Origin of the sequence: Streptomyces katrae, from assembly GCF_000966975.1 — a bacterium.
GTDB lineage: Bacteria > Actinomycetota > Actinomycetes > Streptomycetales > Streptomycetaceae > Streptomyces > Streptomyces katrae.
In genome coordinates, this window is sequence record NZ_JZWV01000324.1 from 1 (window position 1) to 440 (window position 440).

At 77.7% G+C, this 440-nt stretch carries 1 protein-coding gene; it reads left to right on the forward strand.

Translation table 11 applies throughout. The features are described 5' to 3' along the window. Window positions 1-96: 96 nt before the first annotated feature. A partial coding sequence (locus tag VR44_RS12885; RefSeq protein ID WP_045947599.1) for an MFS transporter occupies window positions 97-440 on the forward strand: 344 nt, incomplete at its 3' end.

Genomic DNA, 440 nt, shown 5'->3' on the forward strand with positions numbered 1-440 from the left:
GCTGACGGGTGCGGGTGCGGGTGCGGGTGCGGGTGCCGGTGCCGGTGCCGGTGCGGTGGCGGACGCGGATGCCGCGGCCGCCGGGGTGGTCGTCCGATGAGCGGGACGAGGGCCGAGGCGGCCCCCGGTTCCGTGGCTCCCGCCGGCTCCGCCGGACGGGTCCTCGCGCTCTGCTGCGCGGCCACCTTCCTCGCCTTCCTCGACTCCACCGTCGTCAACGTCGCCTTTCCCGACCTCCGCCACGCCTTCCCCGAGGTCCCCACGGCCCGGCTGACCTGGGTGGTCAGCGCCTACGCCGTCCTGTTCGCGGCGCTGCTCGCCGCCGCGGGCCGCCTCGCGGACACCCTGGGCCGGCGCACCCTCTTCCTCGGCTCGACCCTCGCCTTCACCGCCACCTCCCTGGCCGCCGGCGCCGCCCCCACCGCCGGGCTGCTGATCCT